Origin of the sequence: Stenotrophomonas sp. As-7 (assembly GCF_030291015.1) — a bacterium.
Classification (GTDB): Bacteria; Pseudomonadota; Gammaproteobacteria; order Xanthomonadales; family Xanthomonadaceae; genus Stenotrophomonas; species Stenotrophomonas lactitubi.
On the sequence record NZ_CP127405.1, the window covers coordinates 420,001 to 442,018 of the forward strand.

General features: G+C 64.4%; 16 protein-coding genes and 3 rRNA genes (1 of these 19 cut by a window edge). 15 read left to right on the plus strand and 4 right to left on the minus strand.

Features of this window, described 5'->3' with window-relative positions:
* The 3 genes from QP457_RS01920 to rrf (QP457_RS01930) form a co-directional block, all read left to right on the plus strand.
* Positions 1–2,479, plus strand: a 23S ribosomal RNA gene (locus QP457_RS01920); it begins 402 nt to the left of the window's first position.
* Positions 2,480–2,648: 169 nt separating this feature from the next.
* Positions 2,649–2,763, plus strand: a 5S ribosomal RNA gene (gene rrf, locus QP457_RS01925).
* Between the two features lie 134 nt (positions 2,764–2,897).
* Positions 2,898–3,012 (plus strand): 5S ribosomal RNA (gene rrf / locus QP457_RS01930).
* 384 nt (positions 3,013–3,396) lie between these two features.
* Here the strand turns inward: rrf (QP457_RS01930) and QP457_RS01935 are convergent.
* Complete coding sequence (locus QP457_RS01935; protein ID WP_205406160.1) at positions 3,397–5,109, minus strand: M28 family metallopeptidase; 1,713 nt, start codon at positions 5,107–5,109, stop codon at positions 3,397–3,399.
* A 77-nt stretch (positions 5,110–5,186) separates the two neighbouring features.
* Positions 5,187–5,849, minus strand: a complete 663-nt coding sequence (locus QP457_RS01940; protein WP_180167634.1) for a hypothetical protein — start codon at positions 5,847–5,849, stop codon at positions 5,187–5,189.
* A 169-nt stretch (positions 5,850–6,018) separates the two neighbouring features.
* Here QP457_RS01940 and QP457_RS01945 point away from each other — a divergent pair, with 169 nt between their 5' ends.
* The gene (locus tag QP457_RS01945; protein WP_257216365.1) at positions 6,019–7,251 is read left to right on the plus strand and encodes a peptidoglycan DD-metalloendopeptidase family protein; all 1,233 of its coding nucleotides are present in this window, start codon (positions 6,019–6,021) and stop codon (positions 7,249–7,251) included.
* Between the two features lie 107 nt (positions 7,252–7,358).
* Positions 7,359–8,852 (plus strand): S41 family peptidase, encoded by a 1,494-nt coding sequence (locus tag QP457_RS01950; protein WP_205406161.1) that lies wholly within the window; start codon positions 7,359–7,361, stop codon positions 8,850–8,852.
* Between the two features lie 86 nt (positions 8,853–8,938).
* Here the strand turns inward: QP457_RS01950 and QP457_RS01955 are convergent, their stop codons facing one another.
* Complete coding sequence (locus tag QP457_RS01955; RefSeq protein ID WP_025878304.1) at positions 8,939–9,631, minus strand: rhomboid family intramembrane serine protease; 693 nt, start codon at positions 9,629–9,631, stop codon at positions 8,939–8,941.
* 226 nt (positions 9,632–9,857) lie between these two features.
* On the opposite strand from QP457_RS01955, the gene QP457_RS01960 reads away from it, so the two are divergent.
* The 4 genes from QP457_RS01960 to QP457_RS01975 all read left to right on the plus strand — a co-directional run bounded on the left by QP457_RS01960 (position 9,858) and on the right by QP457_RS01975 (position 13,594).
* A complete protein-coding gene (locus QP457_RS01960; RefSeq protein ID WP_180167637.1) occupies positions 9,858–11,285 on the plus strand; it encodes an outer membrane protein transport protein in 1,428 nt (475 codons plus the stop codon).
* A 140-nt stretch (positions 11,286–11,425) separates the two neighbouring features.
* Positions 11,426–11,869, plus strand: coding sequence for a hypothetical protein (locus tag QP457_RS01965; protein WP_205406162.1), 444 nt, complete (start codon positions 11,426–11,428; stop codon positions 11,867–11,869).
* Positions 11,870–11,940: 71 nt separating this feature from the next.
* Positions 11,941–12,540 carry a nicotinamide riboside transporter PnuC gene (pnuC, locus tag QP457_RS01970; RefSeq protein ID WP_205406163.1) on the plus strand — a complete coding sequence of 200 codons (600 nt, stop codon included), beginning with the start codon at positions 11,941–11,943 and terminating at the stop codon, positions 12,538–12,540.
* Positions 12,527–13,594, plus strand: a complete 1,068-nt coding sequence (locus QP457_RS01975) for an AAA family ATPase (protein ID WP_205406164.1) — start codon at positions 12,527–12,529, stop codon at positions 13,592–13,594. Before pnuC ends, QP457_RS01975 begins: the two co-directional genes overlap by 14 nt.
* 89 nt (positions 13,595–13,683) lie before the next feature.
* Here QP457_RS01975 and putA read toward each other — a convergent pair whose 3' ends face one another.
* Positions 13,684–16,902 carry a bifunctional proline dehydrogenase/L-glutamate gamma-semialdehyde dehydrogenase PutA gene (gene putA / locus QP457_RS01980; protein WP_205406165.1) on the minus strand — a complete coding sequence of 1,073 codons (3,219 nt, stop codon included), beginning with the start codon at positions 16,900–16,902 and terminating at the stop codon, positions 13,684–13,686.
* Positions 16,903–17,175: 273 nt separating this feature from the next.
* Here putA and QP457_RS01985 point away from each other — a divergent pair, with 273 nt between their 5' ends.
* The 6 genes from QP457_RS01985 to QP457_RS02010 all read left to right on the plus strand — a co-directional run bounded on the left by QP457_RS01985 (position 17,176) and on the right by QP457_RS02010 (position 21,993).
* On the plus strand, positions 17,176–17,652 hold the full coding sequence (locus tag QP457_RS01985) for a DUF2244 domain-containing protein (RefSeq protein ID WP_100554535.1): 477 nt from the start codon (positions 17,176–17,178) through the stop codon (positions 17,650–17,652).
* An 11-nt stretch (positions 17,653–17,663) separates the two neighbouring features.
* On the plus strand, positions 17,664–18,620 hold the full coding sequence (coxB, locus tag QP457_RS01990) for a cytochrome c oxidase subunit II (protein ID WP_205406166.1): 957 nt from the start codon (positions 17,664–17,666) through the stop codon (positions 18,618–18,620).
* Between the two features lie 61 nt (positions 18,621–18,681).
* Entirely contained in the window at positions 18,682–20,289 is a 1,608-nt protein-coding gene (ctaD, locus tag QP457_RS01995) for a cytochrome c oxidase subunit I (protein WP_025878294.1), read from the plus strand.
* Positions 20,290–20,297: 8 nt separating this feature from the next.
* Positions 20,298–20,516, plus strand: coding sequence for a hypothetical protein (locus QP457_RS02000; RefSeq protein WP_205406167.1), 219 nt, complete (start codon positions 20,298–20,300; stop codon positions 20,514–20,516).
* The gene (locus QP457_RS02005; RefSeq protein WP_100461555.1) at positions 20,513–21,103 is read left to right on the plus strand and encodes a cytochrome c oxidase assembly protein; all 591 of its coding nucleotides are present in this window, start codon (positions 20,513–20,515) and stop codon (positions 21,101–21,103) included. The genes QP457_RS02000 and QP457_RS02005 overlap by 4 nt, the downstream gene beginning before the upstream one ends.
* A 14-nt stretch (positions 21,104–21,117) precedes the next feature.
* Positions 21,118–21,993 (plus strand): cytochrome c oxidase subunit 3, encoded by an 876-nt coding sequence (locus tag QP457_RS02010; protein WP_049468562.1) that lies wholly within the window; start codon positions 21,118–21,120, stop codon positions 21,991–21,993.
* The last annotated feature ends 25 nt before the right edge of the window (positions 21,994–22,018 follow it).

Sequence of the window (22,018 nt, forward strand, 5' to 3'; positions counted from 1 at the left end):
CCTCCAAGGCTAAATACTACTGACCGACCGATAGTGAACCAGTACCGTGAGGGAAAGGCGAAAAGAACCCCGGAGAGGGGAGTGAAATAGATCCTGAAACCGTGTGCGTACAAGCAGTAGGAGCCTCGCAAGGGGTGACTGCGTACCTTTTGTATAATGGGTCAGCGACTTACTGTTCGTGGCAAGCTTAACCGTATAGGGGAGGCGAAGGGAAACCGAGTCTGATAAGGGCGCATAGTCGCGGGCAGTAGACCCGAAACCGGGTGATCTAGTCATGGCCAGGGTGAAGGTGCCGTAACAGGTACTGGAGGCCCGAACCCACGTCTGTTGCAAAAGACGGGGATGAGCTGTGATTAGGAGTGAAAAGCTAATCGAACCCGGAGATAGCTGGTTCTCCTCGAAAGCTATTTAGGTAGCGCCTCATATGTATCCTCTCGGGGGTAGAGCACTGTTATGGCTAGGGGGTCATCGCGACTTACCAAACCATTGCAAACTCCGAATACCGAGACGGACTGTATGGGAGACACACGGCGGGTGCTAACGTCCGTCGTGAAAAGGGAAACAACCCAGACCCACAGCTAAGGTCCCAAATTTTGTGCTAAGTGGAAAACCATGTGGAAAGGCACAGACAGCCAGGAGGTTGGCTTAGAAGCAGCCACCCTTTAAAGAAAGCGTAATAGCTCACTGGTCGAGTCGGTCTGCGGGGAAGATTTAACGGGGCTAAGCACAGAACCGAAGCTTGGGGTGTGCATATTTATATGTACGCGGTAGAGGAGCGTTCCGTAAGCCGTTGAAGGTGGATTGAGAAGTCTGCTGGAGGTATCGGAAGTGCGAATGCTGACATGAGTAACGATAATGCGGGTGAAAAACCCGCACGCCGAAAGCCCAAGGTTTCCTTGCGCAACGTTAATCGGCGCAGGGTGAGTCGGCCCCTAAGGCGAGGACGAAAGTCGTAGTCGATGGGAAGCAGGTTAATATTCCTGCACCTCGCGTAAGTGCGATGGAGGGACGGAGAAGGTTAGGCATACCGGGCGTTGGTTGTCCCGGGGAAAGGCGGTAGGTTTGGATCTTTGGCAAATCCGGGATCCTTCAAGACCGAGCACCGAGACGAGCCTTTATGGCGAAGTTGCTGATACCACGCTTCCAGGAAAAGCTCCTAAGCTTCAGCTTACGCAGACCGTACCGTAAACCGACACAGGTGGGTAGGATGAGAATTCTCAGGCGCTTGAGAGAACTCGGGTGAAGGAACTAGGCAACATGGCACCGTAACTTCGGGAGAAGGTGCACCCTTTTTGGTGGCTCGTGCGAGCTATAGCTGAAGAGGGTCGCAGTAACCAGGCCGCTGCGACTGTTTATCAAAAACACAGCACTCTGCAAACACGAAAGTGGACGTATAGGGTGTGACGCCTGCCCGGTGCTGGAAGGTTAATTGATGGGGTCAGCCGCAAGGCGAAGCTCTTGATCGAAGCCCCAGTAAACGGCGGCCGTAACTATAACGGTCCTAAGGTAGCGAAATTCCTTGTCGGGTAAGTTCCGACCTGCACGAATGGCGTAACGACAGCGGCGCTGTCTCCACCCGAGACTCAGTGAAATTGAAATCGCTGTGAAGATGCAGCGTTCCCGTGGCAAGACGGAAAGACCCCGTGAACCTTTACTATAGCTTTACACTGAACGTTGAGTTCGTCTGTGTAGGATAGGTGGGAGGCTATGAAACCATGGCGCTAGCTGTGGCGGAGCCATCCTTGAAATACCACCCTGTCGTGCTTGACGTTCTAACCTGGGTCCATTATCTGGATCGGGGACCGTGTATGGTGGGTAGTTTGACTGGGGCGGTCTCCTCCTAAAGAGTAACGGAGGAGCTCGAAGGTACGCTCAGCGCGGTCGGACATCGCGCACTGTGTGCAAAGGCATAAGCGTGCTTGACTGCAAGATCGACGGATCAAGCAGGTAGGAAACTAGGACTTAGTGATCCGGTGGTTCTGTATGGAAGGGCCATCGCTCAACGGATAAAAGGTACTCCGGGGATAACAGGCTGATACCGCCCAAGAGTTCATATCGACGGCGGTGTTTGGCACCTCGATGTCGGCTCATCACATCCTGGGGCTGTAGTCGGTCCCAAGGGTATGGCTGTTCGCCATTTAAAGTGGTACGCGAGCTGGGTTCAGAACGTCGTGAGACAGTTCGGTCCCTATCTGCCATGGGCGTTGGAGATTTGAGAGGGGCTGCTCCTAGTACGAGAGGACCGGAGTGGACGAACCTCTGGTGTTCCGGTTGTCACGCCAGTGGCATTGCCGGGTAGCTATGTTCGGAAGCGATAACCGCTGAAAGCATCTAAGCGGGAAGCGCGCCTCAAGATGAGATCTCCCGGGGCACAAGCCCCCTGAAGGAACCATGTAGACTACGTGGTTGATAGGTCAGGTGTGTAAGTACAGCAATGTATTGAGCTAACTGATACTAATGATCCGAGAGGCTTGACCATATAACCTCAAGTTGCCTTGGCCGACATGACATGTCGATAGATCCAAGTGCACGCTACGTCACAAGACCAAACGAGAGGCAGGCGCTCAGGCGCGTCTCTTTGCAACGCTGGCATCACCATGCCCGCCCCCTGCAAAGACACGGCGTCCAAGCGACACTCCAACCGCCTCCCTGGTGAAATTAGCGCTATGGAACCACCCGATCCCATCCCGAACTCGGAAGTGAAACGTAGCTGCGCCGATGGTAGTGTGGCCTAAGCCATGCGAGAGTAGGTCATCGCCAGGGTTTATACCCCGAAAACCCCGCTGCTCATGCAGCGGGGTTTTCCTTTATTAAGTGAAGGCTCTGCTTTTTCGAGTTCCTTCCGCCCCAAGGGCAAGTACGCGAGCTGGCGCTGCAAGCGCTGCTGCAACCGTCTCCCTGGTGAAATTAGCGCTATGGAACCACCCGATCCCATCCCGAACTCGGAAGTGAAACGTAGCTGCGCCGATGGTAGTGTGGCCTAAGCCATGCGAGAGTAGGTCATCGCCAGGGTTTACATCCAAAACCCCGCTGCTCACGCAGCGGGGTTTTTCTTTGTGCGCGAGAAACCAAGGGTGGTGCCGGCCGCTGGCCGGCAGATGCGTGGATGCGCCCGCCTCGTACGGCGCTGCCAACCAAGGTTGGCAACTACCAACGGCGGGGCTGGATGCGCCCTCCACACACGCACAAAAGCAGCGGGGTTTTTCTTCAGGCGCAGGAAATACCCGGTAGTGCCGGTCGCTAGCCGGCAGATGCTCGGATGCGCACGCCGCCTACGGTGCTGCCAACCAAGGTTGGCAACTACCAACGGCGGGCTGGATGTGCCCTCCACACACGCACAAAAAAAGCGGCGCCCTTGCGGGCACCGCTTCGATTGCTTCACTGCCCGGCCGGATGTTACTTCGTCGTGGCCGGTGCCTTGGCCTTCATCATCGTGTCGCGTGCAGCCTTGAACGGATTGCCTTCGTACCAGTTCGGCCAACGATCGCCGCCGGCCAGTTCCTTGCCGACGCCGTACATCAGCTGCAGGTCCTCGACCGTGCCATCCAGCTTCCAGGTCGCCGCGTCATACTCGTCCTTCGGGCCGTGGTAGCGGTTGGAACCGTAGTCGGCGGCCGCCTTGCGGCCCGCCTCGACGCCACCGTCGCGAAGGTCCTCACCGCCGTCGGCATACAGCGCCGGCACACCCGCCTTGGCGAAGTTGAAGTGATCCGAACGGAAGTAGAAGCCGCTCTGCACCGAGGTCTCGCCGTGCAGGGTGCGATCCTGGGCCGCAGCCAGCGGCTTGAGGATGTCTTCCAGCTCGGAACTGCCGAAGCCGGTCACCGTCACGTCCTTGGCACGACCGGCCACCGACATCGCATCGATGTTGATGACACCGGCGATCTTGTCCAGCGGGAAGGTCGGGTGGGCGACGTAGTACTTCGAACCCAGCAGGCCGGATTCTTCCAGGGTCACCGCCAGGAACACAACCGAGCGTTCCGGCTTCGGCTCCTGGTGGGCCATGGCTTCGGCCACCTCAAGGATGCCGGCCACGCCGGTCGCGTTGTCGACGGCACCGTTGTAGATGTTGTCGCCCTGTTCGCCCTCGTGCTTGCCGAGGTGGTCCCAGTGCGCCATGTACAGCACGGCCTCATCGGCGCGCTTGCTGCCAGGCAGCACACCCACCACGTTGCGCGACTGCTTCTGCGCGACCTTGCTCTTCAGGTCCACCGACGCGGTTGCCTTCAGCGGGACCGGCTTGAAGCCGCGCTTGCTCGCGTCCTTGTAAGCCTGGTCCAGATCCAGCCCGGCGCCGGCGAACAGCGCCCTGGCGGCGTCGGCGCTCAACCAGCCCTGCACCGGCAGGCGCGGTTCGGCGTCGTCCTTGGCCGGCAGGTCGTACTGCGGGCCAGCCCATGAGTTTTTCACCACGTCCCAGCCGTAGGAAGCGCCCGCGGTGTCATGCACGATCAGTGCGGCGGCGGCACCCTTGCGCGCGGCTTCCTCAAACTTGTAGGTCCAGCGGCCGTAGTAGGTCATGCGCTTGCCGTCGAACAGCTTTTCATCATCGACATGGAAGCCCGGGTCGTTGACGAACATCACCACCGTCTTGCCCTTCCAGTCCTGGCCGGCGTAATCGTTCCACTTCTGCTCCGGTGCATCCACGCCGTAGCCGACGAAGACGAGGTCACTGGCATCGACCTTCACTTCTGTCTGGCCGGTACGGGTGCCCACCACCATGTCGGTGCCGAACTTCAGTTCGGTGGTTTTGCCGCCCTGGTTGAGCGTGAGCACGGTCGATTCATCAGCCGTGGTCTCGGTCATCGGCACGTCCTGGAACCAGCTGTCGCCGTTGCCGGGCTGCAGGCCGATGCGCTGCATCTGGTCGCGGATGTAGTTGACCGTCAGTTCTTCACCCTTGCTGCCGGGCGAGCGGCCTTCGAACTCGTCTGAGGCCAGGGTCTTCACCATCTCGGCAAAGTCGGCGGCGTTGATCGCGGCTGAGAACGTGTGCGGGGCCGGCTTGGCGGTGCTGTCGGCGCTGGGCGCCGGCGCCGGGGTATCTTCGCCTTTGCAGGCGCTGAGCGCGGCCGCAGCGGCCAGGCACAGGAGGAGTTTGCGGGGCATCATCGGTTCCTGGAAACACAAGGGACGGCCGCGCAGCAGGCGCGACCGGTATCGGCAGTATCGCCCAAGCCGCAGGCTCAGTCGGCCGGGGCGGTATCGGTATCGAAGGGGATCGGGTCGGCGCCGGTGACCGCGCCGATGCGTGCACTGCGGTGGACATACAGCACCACTTCGCGCTCGAACAGCAGGCTGCCGCTGACCACCGCATTGGGGCCGATGATGACCCGCGGCTTGCGACTGGCCGTCAGCGAGACACTGAAGTTCGGCTTGCGCACATGCACGCCGCCGCCGACCTGCGAGCCGATGCCGATGGTGATGTCGCCGTTGACGGTCTCCACGTCCTTGCGCACGCGGCTGCCGACCAGGCCGATGCCACCGTTGACGGTTTCCACGCCGCCCTCGATCTGGCTGCCCTGATCGCTGAAGATGCTGCCGTTGACCGTGCTGACATCGCCATGGGCCGTCACTTCGCGGCCCATGCGGATCCCGCCGTTGACGGTCTCGATGCTGCCGGTGCGGGCCCGATCGGCGACCTTGACGCCGCCGTTGACGGTGTCGATGCTGCCGGTTTCCACGCCTTCGCCGACACGGATGCCACCATTGACGGTGTCCAGCTTGCCGTAGCGCTGGCCCGGATCGGCGCTGATGCTGCCGTTGACCTTGCTGACGTCCGCCTGGGCCCAGGCCGGGCCACTGGCCAGCGCAATGCCCAACAGCAGCGGAATGGAGAGAGCTTTCATGGGAACCTCGTTGTTGTGCGGCTGGCAGGCCGCGTGCGGAGATGTCACCATTCCCTGCACGTCTCCGCATCTGCCTGAAGTCACTGGAAAGCCCTTGCGCAACAACGTCTTCCCCTCACGCCGGCATCACATCGCCACCCTGCGCGGTGGACGTTGCCTGTTGCTGGGAATGGCGCTTGCCCTGGCGCTGCCATTGCCGGGCGCAGCGCAGACCGCTTCGACCCGCGAGGCCGAGCGCAAACTGCAGAAGCTGCGCAGCGAGCTGAAGGGCGTGGCGCAGGAGCGCCGGCAGATCGAGGGCCAGCGCGGACAGGCGTCGCAGCAGCTGCGCGAGGCCGATGAAAAAGTCGCGCGCAGTGGTCGCACCTTGGCCCAGACCGAGGCGGCGCTGCGTGAGCAGACCCAGGCGCTGGCCCAGGCCGAACAGCGGCGCAATGCATTGCAGTCCAATCTGGCCAAACAGAATCGCGAACTGGCGGGCCTGTTGCGCGCCGCCTACCAGTTGGGCAACCACGCGCCGTTGAAGCTGCTGCTTTCGCAGGACACGGTGGCCGACGCCAACCGTGCGTTGGCCTATCACCGCTACCTGCAGCGCGAACGTGCGCAGCGCATCACCACACTGACGGCCGACTTGAAGGAGCTGGAGACACTGCAGACGCAGATCGCCCAGCGTCAACAGCAGCTGCAGGGCGTTCATCGCGACCAGAAGCAGCAGGTCGCCACGCTCGCGTCGGACCGTCGCGAACGCGCGCAGACCGTGGCTTCGCTGGAAGAACGCTTCAAGGACAAGCGCGAGAAGGAACAGGCACTGGGCCAGGATGCCAAGGCGCTGGAAACCCTGTTGGCCAACCTGCGTGCTGCCGCGGCCCGTGCCGAGGCCGAGCGCCGTGCCGCCGCCCGCAAGGCTGCCGCCGAAAAAGCCGCCGCCGAGCGCGCGGCCCGACAGGCGGCCGCAGCTGGCCGCCCGCCGCCGCCACCGACCAAGGTTCCCCCGGCGGTTGCCTCGGCGCCAGCGCCGAAGGTCGGGGGCCTGGGTTGGCCACTGTCGGGCAATCTGCTGGCCCGCTATGGCGGCAAGCTGCCGGACGGCCGCACCAGCAGCGGCGTGTTGATCGGCGCACCTGCCGGAAGCACCGTCACCGCTGTGGCCGACGGCACCGTGGTGTTCTCCGATTGGATGACCGGCTACGGCATGATCCTGATCGTCGACCATGGCAACGGCTACATGAGCCTGTACGCCCACAACGACACCCTGCTGAAGGATGCCGGCGCGCGGGTCAGCCGTGGCGACGCGGTGGCCAAGGTCGGCAACTCCGGTGGCCAGGGCGTGACGGCGCTGTACTTCGAGCTGCGCCGTGGTGGGCAACCGGTCAATCCGGACAGCTGGCTGCAGCGGCGCTGAATTCCGGCTGGCCGCACGAGGCCGGATTCAACGGGAATTTAGCCACGCTTCGCGCATAATCGGTGCATGTGCCTTGGGCACGATGCCATCGTCGACAGGAGTGATCCATGCGCGCAGCCCGTACCGCCACCCTCTTGCTGGCTCTGTTGCCGGCCCTGTCCTGGGCCCAGCAGACCGCCCCCATCCCGTTGAAGGAAACTCCCGGGAAGGCGGCGAGCAGCGAGGAGGCGGTGACCTCGAAGGTGCCGCTGGACGATATCCGCCGCTTCGTCGCCGTCTACAACGCGGTCCGCGCCGCCTATGTCGATCCGGTCGATGACAACAAGCTGATGCAGTCGGCCGTGCGCGGCCTGCTGCTCGACCTCGATCCGCACAGCACCTACTTCAACAAGGAAGATGCGGAGGCGTTCGACGAGCAGGCCAACGGCGCCTACGAAGGCATCGGCGTGGAGCTGCAGCAGCAGCCGGACAACGCCAGCATGAAGGTGATCTCGCCGATCGACGACACCCCGGCGGCCAAGGCCGGCATCCTCGCCGGTGACCTGATCATCGCCATCGATGGCAAGCCGATCAGCGCGATCGATGCCAGCGAACCGCTGCGTGGTCCGGCCGGCAGCAAGGTGGTGCTGACCATCGTCCGCGACGGCAAGCCCAAGCCGTTCGACGTCAGCCTGACCCGGCAGACCATCCGCGTGACCAGCGTGCGCAGCCGCCTGCTGGAGCCGGGCTATGGCTACATCCGCCTGAGCACGTTCCAGGCTGACACCGGCTCTGATTTCCAGAAGCACCTGCAGCAGCTGCAGAAGCAGTCCGGCGGCAACCTCAAGGGGCTGGTGCTGGATCTGCGCAGCAATCCGGGTGGTCTGCTGACCGCTGCCGTGCAGGTGGCCGATGACCTGCTCGACAAGGGCAACATCGTCAGCACCCGCGGCCGCATCAGCATCAGCGATGCACGCTTCGACGCCACTCCGGGCGACCTGCTGAAGGGGGCGCCGGTGGTGGTGCTGGTGGATGCCGGTTCGGCCAGTGCATCGGAAGTGCTGGCCGGTGCGTTGCGCGACAACAAGCGTGCACGCGTGATCGGCAGCCGCACCTTCGGCAAGGGCTCGGTGCAGACCGTGCTGCCGCTGGACAACGGCGATTCGGTGAAGCTGACCACGGCACGCTATTACACGCCCAGCGGCAAATCGATCCAGGCCACCGGCATCGTGCCGGAAGTGGAACTGAAGGCCGCACCACGTCCGGAAGACGAGGCATTGCCGGCCAGCCTGAGTGATTACAGTGAAGCGACCCTGCCGGGCCACCTGCGTGGTGACGAGGAAGGCACCGAGGGCTACCACGCAGGCGCCGTGCTGCCGGGCGATGGCCCGATCAACGATGCGCTGGCCGAGCTGAAGAACCCGGGTTCGGTGGCGGCGCGCTTGAAGGCAGAAGCCGCGAAGGCTGAAGCGGACAAGGCAGCGAAGGCCGCCGCCAAGCCGTCGCCGAAGGCGGAGCCCAAGGCGGAAGCAAAGCCCGAAGCGAAGCCCGAAGCGAAGCCCGAAGCGAAGCCCGAAGCGAAGCCCGAAGCGAAGCCTGCAGAGATCCCGGCCAAGCCTTGATTCTGTAGCGTCGAGCCATGCTCGACTGATGTCCGAACACCGCCCGGGCATGCCCCGGGCGTTTCGCAGAACGCGGCAAGCGGACGCTAGAACCCGTGCCGCTTGCGCAGGCGCCGTGCGATCGCCGCACGCACGTACATGCCGTACACCACGCCGAACACGAAGCCGCCGATGTGCGCCCACCAGGCGACCATGCCGAAGGTCGGGCCGATGTAGGCGAACACCACCTGCAGCGCCGCCCATACGCCGATCAGCAGATAGGCCGGCGCGCGCACGAACTCCAGGAACAGCCCCAGCGGAATCACCACGCCCAGGCGCGCACCGGGGAACAGCGCCAGATAGGCGCCGATCAATGCCGACACCGCACCACTGGCGCCGATGATGATCTGGTCCGGGCTGCCCATGGTGTAGATGGCGACCAGGTTCGAGATCGCACCGCCCACCAGGAACAGCAGCAGCAGCCGCCACGGGCCCAGCACCCGCTCGGCCGGCAGGCCGAAGATCAGCAGGAATACCAGGTTGCCCAGCAGGTGCGACCAGTCGGCGTGCAGGAACAGGGCGGTGAACAGGCGCAGCACGCTGCCGTCCTGCAGGGTCGCCCACCAGTCCAGCGGGTGGGTCAGGCCGGTGGACAGGGCGCCCCAGTCCAGCCACAGGCTTCCGCGGGCATCGTCCGGGCGCGAGATCGACCACAGGAATGCCAACCACAGTGCCGCAAACAGCACGGGTGTAGCCCAACGCAGGGTCGCCTTCTTGCGCGAGGGGAGGGAGACAAACATGGCACTAGCCTAGCGTGCGGGCACTTTTGGCGGGGAGGGAGCCTGTTCAGCTTTTGCGACGAAGAAAGCCCCGGCGCTGTTATTGTTTCATTAACGGCTCTGGGTAATACTCGCATACGGCGTCGTATGTCGGGAGGGGAATCCGGCGCGCTTCGAAGGGCCATCCGGCCTGACGGGCGCAGGCGCACTCAGAGCACCATCACCGCTTACCGGAGAGAGAACTACGATGCAAACTGCTTCCACCATTGCCCGCCTGACCCTGCTGGCCGTCGGCGTTGCCGGTGCGCTGGCCGCCGCCGATGCCAACGCCGCCGCCTTCCAGCTGAAGGAAAACAGCGCCAAGGGCCTGGGCCGCGCCTTCGCTGGTTCCACCTCGACCGAAGGCGACGCCTCGGTCATCGCCACCAACCCGGCCTCCATGCGCCTGCTCGACGGCACCGTGGTGCAGGGCGATGTCAGCGCCATCAGCTTCGGCGCCAAGTTCCGCGGCGAAGGCCGCTACGGTAACGGCGCGCCGATTTCCGGCGGCAACGGCGGCGACGCCGGCATGATCGCTCCGGTTCCGGCAGCTTACTTCCACGTCCCGTTCGGCGAAAACAACAACATGCATTTCGGCGTGTCGCTGACCGTGCCGTTCGGCTTCAAGACCGAATACGACCGTGACTGGGTCGGCCGCTACAACGGCGTCAAGACCGAGCTGCAGGCCGTCGACCTGGGTGCTGCGTTCTCCTATGACGTCAACCCGTACCTGTCGTTCGGTGCGTCGGTGTTCGCCGAGCGCCTGAATGTCGACCTGACCAGCGCCGTCGATACCGGCACCGCCATCAATGCAACTGCCCAGCGCACCGCTGCTGCGCGCGTGCTGGCTGCCGGTGGCACCCAGGCCCAGGCCGCTGCCGCTTCGCAGGCCGCTGCCCGCCAGGCCGCACAGCTCGGCTTCTCGCCGGGTACCGCCGATGGCTACCTGCGCATCAAGGGCGATGAGGTGTCGATCGGCTACACCCTCGGCATGACCGTCACCCCGGTGGAAGGCACCAACATCGCCTTCAGCTACCGCTCGGAAGTCGAGCACAAGATCAACGACGGCAAGGCCGACTTCACCATCCCGCAGAATGCTGCCGCCTTCCTGGCCACCGCTGCCCCGGGCACCTTCATCGACAGCAACGGCCGTGCCACCATCACCCTGCCGGCCAGCGCCACCGTCGGCTTCACCCATCGCGTGAACGACCAGTGGCAGATCATGGCCGAAGTCACGCGCACTGCGTGGAGCAAGTTCGACCAGGTCGTCGTCGATTACGACTCCAACCAGCCGGACAGCGTGCTGCCGTTCCACTACCGCGACACCACCTTCGCATCGATCGGTACCGATTTCCGCGTCAACGACAAGCTGACCCTGCGTGGCGGCCTGGCGTACGACCAGACCCCGACCACCGACGCCCACCGCGACGTGCGCGTGCCGGACACCACCCGCAAGTGGCTGTCGCTGGGTATGACCTACGCCGCTTCGGACAAGATGGAGTACAGCGTGGGCTACACCCACCTGTTCACCAAGGATCCGAACGTCAACTCGACCTCGGCCACCGCCAACACCGTGACCGGCAAGTACAAGGTCACCGGCGACGTGCTGGCTGCGTCGATGCAGTACAAGTTCTGATTCCGGCGATTGCCTGAAGCAGTACGAAGGAGGCCCCGCGCAAGCGGGGCCTTTTTTTGCGCGGATGACGCATCCGGCTCGTGCCTGTTTCGGGAGTGCCTGCTACCTTGCCGGCTTTACGCAGTACAGGCGAATGCGAAATGGTCGATCGTCGCTACCAGAAGCGGATGATCCGATACTGGGCTCGGGAAGAGGCCAAGGCGAACGCAATTCTGGATCGCGTGCTGGAGTCGGAATGGTTCGACTACTGGCACACGCATCTTGACTGGATGGGGCGCGGCAATCGCCATGTCAGTGACCGAATCGCCGTTGCCGCAGGGCTACTCCGGCTGCTCGAGCGGGCTGTGACGAGCGGGCGGGAGGATGTGCAGTCTTGGGTGACGCTGGCGCCAGATACCGGTCAGAGTGCGCTGTTCCTGCATTCGCCGAATCCTCGGGGAACACCGTGGCCGTACCCGTTCGATGGGGTGACCTGGGACATCGCTCCGCCTGACTGGCTTGCGCCGTTGCTCTCTACCGGCCTGCAGCCAGGGCGCTGGGGAAGCGGAGAGAGCCAGCGGTTGCTGGTGCGCGTGCGCGCTTGATTTCCATCCACGCATGGCGTGGATCCACCGGGCCGACGACGCAGGGCGCGGATCTACGCGACAATGCCGCGATGAACCTGTCCGACCCGAACTTCCAGCTGGAGCTGGCCGCCAACGTCGCCGTTGCCGGCTCGATCCTGCTGGCCGGTCGCAACAACGTGCATACGTGGTGGCTGGGCATCGTTGGCTGCGCGCTGTTCGCCGCGGTGTTCGAGCGCTCGCACCTGTACGCGGACATGGTGCTGCAGTTCTTCTTCGTGGTCATCAGCGTGTTCGGCTGGTGGCAGTGGCTGCGCGGTGACCATGGTGCGCCGCTGCCCATCACCCGCTTGCCAGCACGCGCGTGGAGCTGGCTGCTGCCGTTGGCGGTACTGGCGACCTTCGGTTACGGCTGGATGCTGACCCGCCTGACCAATGCCTATGCGCCGTACATCGATTCGGCGGTGCTGGTGCTGAGCGTGATCGCGCAGATCCTGATGATGCGGCGCAAGCTGGAATCATGGTGGGTATGGCTGCTGGTCAACACCGTCGCGGTGCCGCTGTACTACAGCCGTGGATTGCACCTGACCTCGATCCTGTACATCGGCTTCTGGATCAACGCACTGGTGGCGCTGCGTCACTGGCGGCACCTGATGCGGGATGAGGCCAGGGCGGCCGATGTTGTTGCCTGAGTACGCTGCGCGGGGCCTGGTGGTCGGCAAGTTCTGCCCGCTGCACCTTGGCCACGAGCGCCTGATCGAATTCGCCTCTACCCGCTGCGCGCAGCTGCTGGTGATCGGCTGGTCGCAACCGGGCTTTGCCGGCTACAGCGCAGAGCGCCGCGAACGCTGGCTGCGCCTGCGCTTTCCGCAGGCCACCATCGTGGTACTCGATGATGCGCGTCTGGCGGCGATGTGCGAGCAGCAAGGGGTACCGGTACGCGAGCTGCCGCAGGACAGCGACGACGAGCAGGTGCAGCGCGCGTTTACCGCATGGCTGTGCATGACGCTGTTCGGTGGACCGGTGCAGGCGGTGTTTACCGGTGAGGACTATGGCGACGGCTTCGCGCAGGCGCTGGCTGCGCACTTCGGCGCACCGGTACGCCATGAGCGCCTGGAACGCACCCTGGATATCGGGCAGGCCTGCGGGACCCAGTTGCGCGCCGATCCGCATGTGCACCGGCATAGCCTGTCAGCTGATGTGTATGCGGCCTACGTGCAGCGCGTGGCCTTCATTGGTGGCGAGTCCAGCGGAAAGACCACACTCGCGCAGGTGCTGGCCGAACGCCTGGGCACGGCATGGGTGCCGGAGTTCGGGCGTACGTTGTGGGAACAGCAGGGCGGTGAGCTGCGGGCGCAGGATCTGCTGCGCATCGCTGCGACCCAGCCGCAGCACGAGGACCAGGCCGCGCCGCACGCGCATCGTTGGTTGTTCTGCGATACCACGCCGTTGGTGACGCTGGGCTACAGCGGCTGGATGTTCGGCACAGCGCCAGAACCGCTGCAGCGGGCCGCAGCGCGTGCGTACGACCTGCTGTTCCTGTGCGCGCCGGATATCCCGTTCGAGCAGGATGGGACGCGGGTAGGGGAGGATTTCCGTCTACGACAGCACGCGTGGTACCTGCAGCAGTTGCAGGCGGGTGGGGTCGAGTACGTGTTGCTGGAAGGTGATCTGGAGACGCGGATTGCGCGCGTCCGAGTGGAGCTGGCAAAGCGTGCGGACAACCGGTTCAGCGTGGCGGCGTGATCGTCGCCGGGCATGGCCCGGCGCTACCGGCAATGTACAAAAAAACCCCGCTTTCGCGGGGTTTTTCGTTTACCGCATGACGCCTGGAATCAGTCGCCCAGGGTCAGCAGCGAGGCGTTGCCGCCGGCGGCGGTGGTGTTCACCGTCACCGTCTTCTCGGTGGCAAAGCGCAGCAGGTAGTGCGGGCCGCCGGCCTTCGGGCCGGTGCCGGACAGGCCCTGGCCGCCGAACGGCTGCACGCCGACCACCGCACCGATCTGGTTGCGGTTGACGTAGACGTTGCCGACGTGGACGCCGTTGCTGATGCGGTCGACGGTCTCGTCGATGCGCGAATGCACGCCCAGGGTGAGGCCGTAGCCGGTGGCGTTGATCTGATCGATCACGGCATCGAGCTGGTCGCCCTTCCAGCGGATCACGTGCAGCACCGGCCCGAAGATTTCCTTCTGCAGCTGGCCCAGGTCCTTCAGCTCATACGCGCGCGGTGCGAAGAAGGTGCCGTTGGCGGCTTCGGCGGACAGTTCGGCCGCCGCGATCAGGCGTGCTTCGCGGTCCATGCGCACGGCGTGGTCCTGCAGGATCTGCAGTGCGTCGGCATCGATCACCGGGCCGACGTCGGTGGACAGCAGGCCCGGATTGCCGACCTTCAGTTCCTTCATCGCGCCGGCCAGCATGGTCATGACCTTGTCGGCGATGTCGTCCTGCACGAACAGCACGCGTGCGGCCGAGCAGCGCTGGCCCGCAGAGGTGAAGGCCGAACCGATTGCGTCCTTGACCAGCTGTTCCGGCAGCGCCGAGGAGTCGGCGATGAAGGCGTTCTGTCCACCGGTCTCGGCGATCAGCACGCCGATGGCGGCGTCACGTGCAGCCATCGCGCGGTTGATCGCGCGGGCGGTGTCGGTGGAGCCGGTGAAGGCCACGCCGGCCACGCGCGGGTCGGCGGTCAGCGCAGCACCGACGGTGGCGCCGTCGCCCGGCAGGTACTGCACCACGTCGGCCGGCACGCCGGCATCGTGCAGCAGCTTCACCGCGTAATAGCCGATCAGGTTGGTCTGCTCGGCCGGCTTGGCGATCACGCTGTTGCCGGCGGCCAGTGCCGCAGCCACCTGGCCCAGGAAGATCGCCAGCGGGAAGTTCCACGGGCTGATGCAGACGAAGACGCCGCGGCCATGCAGCTGCAGTTCGTTGGATTCACCGGTCGGGCTCGGCAGCTTCTCGGCGTGGCTGAACTGCTCGCGCGCCTGCTTGGCGTAGTAGCGCAGGAAGTCCACCGCCTCGCGCACTTCGGCGATGCCGTCGGGCAGGCTCTTGCCGGCTTCCTTCACGCACAGCGCCATGAATTCGGGCATGCGCGCTTCCAGCTGGTCGGCGGCGTGCTCGAGGAGGGCGGCGCGGCTGGCGGCCGGGGTGCGGTTCCAGCCCGGCTGCGCGGCCACGGCATTGGCCAGCGCCTTCTGCACGGTGGCGGCATCGGCGGCCTGCCACTGGCCGACCACTTCACGGGTGTCGGCCGGGTTGGTCACCGGCAGCGATGCGCCGGTCGGGTTCGCGCCCGGCACCAGCGGTGCGGCCTGCCAGGGCTTCACTGCAGCGTTGAGCTGCTCGGCCAGGGCGCGCAGTTCGTTGTCGTTGGCGAGATTGGCGCCCATGGAGTTCTTCCTGTCGTGGTTCTGGCTGCGCAGCAGGTCAACCGGCAGCGGGATCTTGGGATGCGGAATCGATTCGAACGAGGACACCATCTCGACCGGATCACGGACCAGGTCGGCGATCGGCACGCGCTCGTCGGTGATGCGGTTGACGAAGCTGGAGTTGGCGCCGTTTTCCAGCAGGCGGCGTACCAGGTACGGCAGCAGGTCTTCATGCGAGCCAACCGGGGCGTACACGCGGCAGGGCAGGCCAAGGCGGTCGGCCGGCACTACTTCGGCGTACAGGTCGTCGCCCATGCCGTGCAGCTTCTGGTGCTCGTAGACGCCGCCGTTGGCGATGCTGCGCACTGCGGCGATGGTGTGCGCATTGTGCGTGGCGAACATCGGGTAGATCGCGTCGGCATGGGTGAACAGGCGCTTGGCACACGCCAGGTAGGACACGTCGGTGTTCTGCTTGCGGGTGAACACCGGGTAGCCGGCATAGCCTTCGATCTGCGCGCGCTTGATCTCGGCGTCCCAGTAGGCGCCCTTGACCAGGCGTACCTGCAGGCGACGGCCGGCGCGGCGCGCCATGTCGGCCAGGTGGTCGATCGTGTACGGCGTACGCTTCTGGTAAGCCTGCACGACCACGCCGAAGCCATCCCAGCCGGCCAGCGAGGCATCGCCGAACACCTGCTCGATGATGTCCAGCGACAGTTCCAGGCGATCGGACTCTTCAGCGTCGACGGTGCAGCCGATGCCGTAACTCTTGGCAAGCTGCGCCAGTTCCAGTACGCCGGGCACGAGGTCCTTCAACACGCGCGCGCGCTTGGCGTGCTCGTAGCGCGGGTACAACGCCGACAGCTTGATCGAGATGCCCGGTGCGTTGTTGACGTCGCCATCGGCACGGCCACCACGCGCCTTGTGGTCACCACCGATGGCGTGGATCGCACGACGGTAGTCTTCCAGGTAGCGCAGGGCGTCCTTCATGGTCAGCGCGCCTTCGCCGAGCATGTCGAACGAGTAGCGGTAGCTGGCGCTGTCGCCCTTGTGCGAGCGTGCCAGCGCTTCGCTGATGGTGCGGCCCATGACGAACTGGTGGCCCATGATCTTCATCGCCTGGCGCACGGCCAGGCGGACCACCGGCTCACCGACGCGGCCGACCAGGCGCTTGAACGCGCTGGGCGCATCGGCGCGGGTGGCGTCGTTCATCTGCACCAGCTTGCCGGTCAGCATCAGGCCCCAGGTGGAGGCGTTGACCAGCACCGAGTCGCTGCCGCCCAGGTGCTTTTCCCAGTCGGCATCGGCCAGCTTGTCGCGGATCAGCTTGTCGGCGGTCTCCTGGTCTGGAATGCGCAGCAGCGCTTCGGCCACGCACATCAGCAGCACGCCTTCCTCGCTGCCCAGGTCGTACTGGCGCATGAAGGCTTCGATCGCACCCTGGTCCTTGGCGCGCACACGCACGCGGGCGACCAGGTCGGCGGCCAGCGCCTGCACCTTGGCCTGCTCGTCGGCCGGCAGGCGTGCCTGCTCCAGCAGTTCGCGCACATGGCTGGCCTCGTCCTTCAGCCAGGCATCGGTGATGGCCTGGCGGAACGGGTTGGGGGACGCCGGCAGTTCCGGCGACAGCAGCGCCGAGGGACGCGGAGCGTCGCTGGCGGCAATGGGAGAGGAAGGTGCGTTCATGCCGGTCCGGCCAGTGGAAAACTTGGCGATTTTAATCATTTTTTCGACTTCAGGAAGGCCCGCGCAGCCACCTTCATGAATGCTGATAGCCCCTAGCGGTGGTGGATTCAGCGTGTTCAGCAAAGTCGGGTCGTTTTGTGCCGAATTCGTCATTCGTGCTGTTGGGGTCATGCTGTGTTGCAGCATCGGAAAAAGTGTGAATGCACCCTTGCTACCGGCGAGAGGGCAGGGCTACCATCAAGACGTTTCCCGCGGCAGGAACGCGGTTGCGACATGATCGAGGTGCTTACAGCTCCGGATGGGTCAGGTACGCAGCTGCGACTGCGTCCCCCACGGGCGCTCGATGCCCGGCAGTTCGTCCTGTTGTTTGCTGTGTTGTCGGGAGTGATGTGGCTGGTGTCCGCCTTCGGGTGGGTGGCCGGCAACGCATTCGCCCCCCTGTTCGCGCTGCTGTACAGCCTGTTGCTGGCAGCTGCGTTGCGCGCGTTGTGGCGCAGCGGTGAACGGCAGGAGGAGATCCGGGTAGTGCCGGCGTACGTGGAGGTCATCCCCGTGCCCGGTGGATTGCCGGTGTTCCGGGCTCATCCGCATTGGGTGCGCCTGCTCACCGACGACCAGAGGGTCCGGCTGGCATCCAGCGGCCGGCAGGTGGAGGTGGGGAGTTTTCTCGCGCCGGCCGAACGTCAAACGCTTGTTGAAACGCTTGAAGATTTGCTCGCCGCCAGCGATGGCGGCAACCGACGACGCTAAGGGTCTAGGCAATGAAGCAAAGCAGAGGGTGGGGCACGAAGTGCGTTGCAATGGCCGCCGCGATGGGGGCCCTGCTGTCGATGCCGGGGACGGCGCTGGCCCAGGCGGCCGATCCAAAGCCGTGGCAGTTGAACATGGGCAAGGGGGTGACCCAGACCTCGCGCCTGGCCTGGGAATCGAACAACCTCTCGTTGATCGTCTGTACGGTGATCGGCGTGATCGTGTTCGGCGCCATGGCCTACGCGATGTTCAAGTTCCGCAAGTCCAAGGGCGCGGTCGCCGCCACCTTCAGCCACAACACCAAGGCCGAGGTCATCTGGACGGTGATCCCGGTGATCATCCTGGTGGTGATGGCGTGGCCGGCCACGGCCAACCTGATCAAGATGTACGACACCCGCGATGCCGAGATGACGGTCAAGGTCACCGGCTACCAGTGGATGTGGAAGTACGAGTACCTGGGCGAGAACGTGACCTTCACCAGCCGCCTGGACCGTGAGTCCGACCGCATGCGGCAGAGTGGCAAGGTACCGACCCGCGAGAGCCATCCGCACTACCTGCTGGATGTCGACAACCGGCTGGTACTGCCGGTGGACACCAAGGTGCGTTTCGTCATCACTTCCGACGATGTGATCCACGCCTGGTGGGTGCCGGCGCTGGGCTGGAAGCAGGACGCGATTCCCGGCTTCATCAACGAAGCCTGGACCAGCATCGAGCAGCCAGGTGTCTACCGCGGCCAGTGCGCGGAGCTGTGCGGCAAGGACCATGGCTTCATGCCGATCGTGGTCGAGGCGGTGTCCAAGGAAGAGTTCAAGCAGTGGCTGGCGCAGCGCAAACCAGCGCCTGCACCCGCGACGCCTGCCGCGCCCGCCGAACCCACCTCGCCTGCCAGTGAATCGCCGGCGCAGCCGGCAGCACCGGCCGCCGCCGAGGCCGGCAACGCGCCTGCCGCGGCGGCCAGCGGAGCCTGATGTAACTGTCCGCGGCCGTGTCGCGGCCGCGGCGACAACCGATCCTGAGAGGTGTTTTGCAATGGCGCACTCGGCAGTTGGGCACGACGATCACCATCACCCGCAGAGCTTCTTCGAGCGTTGGTTCTTCTCGACCAACCACAAGGACATCGGCACGCTGTACCTGGGTTTCAGCTTCATCATGTTCGTCATTGGCGCGTTCATGAGCGTGCTGATCCGGCTGGAACTGGCCCAGCCCGGCATCCAGTACATCCGTCCGGAAATCTTCAACCAGCTGACCACCGTGCACGCGCTGGTGATGATCTTCGGCGGCGTGATGCCGGCCTTTGTCGGCCTGGCCAACTGGATGATCCCGCTGCAGATCGGCGCGCCGGACATGGCGCTGCCGCGCATGAACAACTGGTCGTTCTGGCTGTTGCCGGTGGCCTTCAGCCTGCTGCTGCTGACCTTCCTGCTGCCCGGTGGTGCGCCGGCCGGTGGCTGGACGCTGTATCCGCCGCTGTCGCTGCAGGGCGGCTACAACGTCGCGTTCACCGTGTTCGCCATCCACGTGGCCGGCATCAGTTCGATCATGGGTGCGATCAACATCATCGCCACGGTGCTGAACATGCGCGCGCCCGGTATCGACCTGCTGAAGATGCCGATCTTCTGCTGGGCCTGGCTGATCACTGCGTTCCTGCTGATCGCGGTGATGCCGGTGCTGGCGGGTGCGGTGACGATGCTGCTGACCGACAAGTTCTTCGGCACCAGCTTCTTCAATGCGGCCGGTGGTGGCGACCCGGTGATGTTCCAGCACATCTTCTGGTTCTTCGGCCATCCCGAGGTCTACATCATGATCCTGCCCGCCTTCGGCGTGGTCAGCGAGATCATCCCGACCTTCAGCCGCAAGCCGTTGTTCGGCTACCAGGCGATGGTCTACGCCACCGCGGCGATCGCGTTCCTGTCATTCATCGTCTGGGCCCACCACATGTTCACCGTGGGCATGCCGCTGGGTGGTGAGATCTACTTCATGTTCGCCACCATGCTGATCTCGATCCCGACCGGGGTGAAGGTGTTCAACTGGGTCAGCACGATGTGGCGCGGTTCGCTCACCTTCGAAGCCCCCATGCTGTGGTCGGTGGCATTCGTCATCCTGTTCACCATCGGCGGGTTCTCCGGCCTGATGCTGGCGATCGTGGCCGCCGACTTCCAGTATCACGACACCTACTTCGTGGTCGCCCACTTCCACTACGTGCTGGTGACCGGCGCGGTGTTCGCGCTGATCGCGGCGGTGTACTACTGGTGGCCGAAGTGGACCGGGCGCATGTACAGCGAGAAGTGGGCCAAGGTGCACTTCTGGTGGTCGATCGTGTTCGTCAACCTGCTGTTCTTCCCGCAGCATTTCCTGGGCCTGGCCGGCATGCCGCGGCGTATCCCCGATTACTCGGTGGCGTTTGCCGACTGGAACCTGATCAGCTCGATCGGAGCGTTCGGCATGTTCGCCACGCCGTTCATGATGGCCGCGATCCTGCTGTCCTCGCTGCGCAATGGCGAGAAGGCCGAGGCGCGCTCCTGGGAAGGCGCGCGTGGCCTGGAGTGGACGCTGCCGTCGCCGGCACCGGCGCACACCTTCACCACGCCGCCGACCATCCGCCCGGGTGACCTGGCCCACGACGATATCGGTCATTGAGGTGGTGCATGCATAACGAGAGTCCGCTCCCGATCGGTAGAGTCGAGCCAAGCTCGACTAACGAAAAGCAGCCGAGCATGGCTCGGCTCTACAACCGCGAAGGCGAAGCCCAGAGCGCCGGCATCGAGCAGCAGCGCCAGCGCGCCAAGCGCACCGCGCTGTGGGTGGGCGCGATCGCCGTGCTGGTCTACGTCGGCTTCATCCTCAGCGGCGTGATCGGTCGATGAGCGAAACGCCGGCCACCGCTCCGTCACGCAGCGCCGGCCTGCCGCGCCTGATCGGCGTTGCGGTGGTGGTGTTCCTGCTGACGTTCTCACTGGTGCCGCTGTATCGCATCGCCTGCGAGAAGGTGTTCGGCGTGCGCCTGGAACGTGGCCCGGGCAGCGAAGCCAGTACCGGTGCCGCCAGTGGCAAGCGCACCGTGAGGGTGGAATTCGATGGTGGCGTCAATTCGCGGCTGCCATGGTCGTTCCATCCCGAGCAGCTGACCATGGATGTGGTGCCTGGCGAGCTCAACGAGGCGCTGTACTTCGCCCGCAACGACAGCCAGCAGGCCGTGGTCGGCAGCGCGGTGCCTTCGGTGGCACCGGCACGCGCGTCGGGTTTCTTCAGCAAGACCGAATGCTTCTGCTTCACTGCGCAGACCCTGCAGGCCGGCGAGAAGCGCGACATGCCGGTGCGCTTCATCGTCGATCCGGACCTGCCGCCGGAAATCCGGACGATCACCTTGTCCTACACCTTCTACCGCAACGATGCGTTGTCCGATCGGCTGGCTCCGGCCGCCACGTCGGAAGGCGCCCACGCTGCTCCCTGACCCGGATACCGACCATGGCCCAGACACCTACCGACGCCAACGTGTACTTCGTCCCGGCCCAGAGCAAATGGCCGTTCGTCGGTTCCATCGCGATGATGGTGACCATGGTCGGCGTGGCCAGCTGGCTCAATGACGCCAGCTGGGGCCGCTGGACCTTCTACATCGGTGTGGCGATGCTGGTGCTGACCCTGTTCTGGTGGTTCAGCGACGTGGTGCGCGAGTCGCAGGCCGGCAACTACAACCGGCAGGTGGACGGTTCGTTCCGGATGGGGATGGTCTGGTTCATCTTCTCCGAAGTGATGTTCTTCGGTGCCTTCTTCGGTGCGCTGTTCTACACCCGCCACCTCGGCCTGTCGTGGTTGAGCGGTGAAGGGCGCGGGGTGATGACCAACGAACTGCTGTGGCAGGGCTACTCGGCCGGCTGGCCGACCAACGGCCCGGCAGCAATCGGTGGCGCGTTCCAGACGATCCCGGCCTGGGGCCTGCCGCTGATCAATACGCTGATCCTGCTGACCTCGGGCGTGACCCTGACCATCGCCCATCATGCGCTGAAGGCGGGCAACCGCCGCCAGCTGCTGATCTGGCTGGGCCTGACGGTATTGCTCGGCCTCGGCTTCCTGACCCTGCAGGCGGAGGAGTACATCCACGCCTACAAGGAACTGAACCTGACGCTTGGCTCGGGCATCTACGGTTCGACCTTCTTCATGCTGACCGGCTTCCACGGCGCACACGTACTGCTGGGCACGATCATGCTGATCGTGATGTGGCTGCGGTCGGCAAAGGGACACTTCACCCGCGACAACCATTTCGCTTTCGAAGCGGCTGCGTGGTACTGGCACTTCGTCGACGTGGTGTGGCTGATGCTGTTCCTGTTCGTCTACGTGCTTTGACCGCGCAGGCGTCGGCAGCCCTAGC